This is a genomic window from Streptomyces sp. SID14478 (genome assembly GCF_010548525.1).
GTDB lineage: Bacteria > Actinomycetota > Actinomycetes > Streptomycetales > Streptomycetaceae > Streptomyces.
Window position 1 is genome coordinate 1 of record NZ_JAAGMG010001109.1, and the last position, 3,361, is coordinate 3,361.

The following is a 3,361-nucleotide window of genomic DNA, read 5'->3' on the forward strand; positions in this document are numbered from 1 at the left end:
CGGGTCGAGGACGCGCGGGCCGCCTGGCGCGACAGCTACCGCAGCGCGCGCACCGCGGACGACGATGGCGCCATGGCATGGGCGCTGTGGAGCGGCGGCACCCTGGCCCGGCAGTGCGGCCGGCTCACGCTGGCCCGCCGCCTGCTGACCTGGGCCGTCACGCTCGCCGCGGGCAGCGGCGACCGGCTCGCCCACGGCTACTCCCTCGCGGGTCTCGCGGAGACCGGCCGCATCCAGGGCGACTACGCGGCGGTCACCGCACTGCACGAACAACTCCTGGAGCAGGGACGGGCGCACGGCGAGCCCCGCCACATGGTGTGGGCGATGTCCGGCATCGCCCAGATGCACCGCAACACCGGCGACCACGCGAAGGCCCTCGACCTCTTCGAGGAGTCCGTCCGCATCGCCACCGAGGCCGACGACGCCCGGGGCCGCGCCTGGTCGCTGCGCGGCGTGGCCGACGTCCTGTCCCTGCGCGGCGAGGCGGACCGGGCGCTCGCCCTGCTGACCGAGGCGGAGGCCATCTGCCGCGACATGGACCTGGCCGGCGCCCTCGCCTACAACCACAAGATGCGCGGCAACCTCCTCTACCGGGCCGGCTGGTACGAGGCGGCCCGCGTCACCTACGGCATCGCACTGGAGGAGTTCCGTGCGATGCGCGAGACCCGCGGCGCGGCCCTCGCCCGGCTCGGCCTCGCCAAGTCGCGGGCCCGTCTGGGCCGCGCTCCCCAGGAGACGCTCGCCGAACTCGCCGCGCTGGACCGGGAGTTCGCGGACATCGGCCTGCGGGGAGCACGGGCCACGATCGCCGCCTTCCGCTCGGAGATCACCCTCGGGGCGACCGCCTAGCTGTATTGCCCTGCCCGGGGAGATCATCCTGCACAGGACGATCTCCCCGGCTCGGCGAGCCACCTCGTCCGGCGCGCACCGTCCGCCTTGCCGAACCGTGCCGTGCACACCGGCCGGACGGCCACCTGGACCTCCCACCCGGACGTCACCCTGGGCTGCCTCGTGGTCATTCGGCAGGCCCGCCCCTGGCGTGAGGCGGCGGCGGATAGCCGCTCTCCGTCTGACACGAGGACCCGGCGTCCCGTGTCCTGGCACGTCAGCCCCTGCAACCGCTCCCGTCCCACCCGTTGACGCACGTCCGCATGCCGTCGAACAATGGGCGGCACCCCCTCCTGACAACGTTGTCCAACCAGAGAGGCTCCACCCGTGCCGCACATCCCCCTGCAGGTCGACCGGCGACGGTTCCTGCAACTCCTCGGCGTCACCGGCACGGTGGCCGCCCTCCCCTCCGTCCTCGGCCCCTCCCTCGCGCGGGCCGAGGGCCGCACCGACACGCCCCCCGACGACGTCGCGGCCACGTACCACCGCGTGCTGCTCAACCACACGCACTGGTCCGAGACCCAGTGGGACGAGGCCAAGGGGTACTACACCGACAAGGACTTCGGTTTCGCCGTGGTGCTGGGCAACGCCGTGCTGCTCACCCACGGCAGCTACGACGCCGAGCGGGCCGGTATCGACCGGGAGACGCTGAAGCAGCGGACCCTCGCCACCCTGCGCCGCTTCGCCGCCTCGAACCGGCTCACCGGCGGCAGTCAGTGGGGGCGCAAGCTCTTCTTCGACACCACCTTCCAGTCGTACTTCCTGCTCGCCGCGCGCCTGCTGTGGGACGACCTCGACGCGGCGACGCGCACCGCCGTCGACACCATCACCCGCGAACAGGCCGCGTACACCACCGGGTTGGGCACCGGCGACGACCCGGACTCCGGTGACTGGACGCCGAACGGGCTGCAGGGCGGCTACGTCGGCGACACCAAGCTGGAGGAGATGGGGCTGTACGCGCAGACGCTCGCGCCCGCCCTCGCCTGGGCCCCGGACGACAAGCGCCGGTCCGCGTGGGCCGCCGCGTACGGCACGTGGTCGCGCAACGAGGCCGGGCTGCCGCCCGCGGATCTCGCCAACCCCGCGCGCGTGGACGGCGTGCCCGTCTCCCGCAACACCGCGCACAACCTGTACGACACGTTCATCGTCGAGAACCACCTCTCCTTCGGCCCGCACTACCAGGAGGAGTTGTGGCGTACGTCGGGCCGCAACTCCGCGCACTTCCTCGCCGCGGGGCAGCCGCTGCCCGAGGTCCTGACCGCGCAGCCCAACGCCGGACCGCTGTGGCACACGCTGCTCGGTGTCATGAGCGACGCGGGCGAGCCGCTGATGCCCATGGTCAACGACCGTGAGCACCTGTACGGCAGGGACGTGATCCCGCTGGCCTTCCTCGCGCAGGTGACCGGGGACCGGGCCGCCGCCCGCGCCGAGGAGGAGCTCGCCGCGCGCCTGGAGGCGTACCAGAAGTACCCGCCGGAGTACCGTCTCGCGAAGTTCTCCGGCGAGCCCAAGTACGAACCGGAGGCCCGGGCCGAGATCGCCATCAGCTATCTCCTGCACGTGTGGGCGGCCGCCGACGGCCGCCACGTGCGGCCGCTGTCGCGGACCGAACTGTTCGCGCAGGCCTCGGGCGTCACCGACTTCGGCACCGGTCCCGGGCTCGTCTCGCACCAGTCGCCCGCGGCGTGGGCGGGCGCCGTCAGCAAGGCCGGCTTCGTGAAGTTCGCCTGGCAGCCCGCCCACGACGACTGGCTGTTCCGGCTCAGCGGTGGCACCCCGGTGTTCCTGCCCACCACCTCGGCGAAGGTCGCGGCCCGGTCGGTGCGCACGTACGAGTCGGTGCGGGACGGCTTCGACGGCAGCGCGACGGTGCTGCGGCTGGACACCGGATACGCCGGGTACACGACGCTGCCCACGGGCGCGGTCGTCTACGCGACCACCGGGACCGCCGCGGGTGAGGGCCACCTCGAGATCCACAACCTCACCATGCCGGGCGTCGCCGGGCTCGACGGTTCCCGCACCTACCGCTTCGAGGAGGGCGAGGCCACGGTCCGGGCGAAGGACACCGCGCCCACCACGACCACGGCGCGCGTCGACGAACTCACCTTCGCCCGCACCGAGGTACGCCACGTCCGCATGCTCGGTGTGCGGCCCGACCCGACGTACGGGTACTCCCTGTACGCCGTCGAGACACGCGACGGCGCGGACGGCCCCGACCTCGCCCGTGGCGGCGCCGCGAGCGCCTCCTCCTTCGAGCCGGGCAAGGACCCGGCGCTGGCAGTGGACGGCGACGCGGGAAGCCGCTGGGCGGTGTCCAAGGCCGAACGCCCGCGCGCGGACAGCTGGTTGGCGGTGGACCTCGGCGCCGCCCACGCGATCGACCGGGTGACGCTGCGCTGGGAGGCGGCCGCCGGGCGCGCCTACCTCGTGCAGGGCTCGGCCGACGGCGAGCAGTGGGACGACCTCGTGGCCT

The 3,361-nt window shown here is 73.5% G+C and carries 2 protein-coding genes; both read left to right on the plus strand.

What is annotated here, in order from left to right; translation table 11 throughout:
- The coding region (locus G3I40_RS35840; RefSeq protein ID WP_164559014.1) for a tetratricopeptide repeat protein at positions 1–849 on the plus strand (849 nt) is incomplete at its 5' end.
- Between the two features lie 366 nt (positions 850–1,215).
- Positions 1,216–3,361: discoidin domain-containing protein (locus tag G3I40_RS35845; RefSeq protein ID WP_164559015.1), on the plus strand; the 2,146-nt coding region annotated here is incomplete at its 3' end.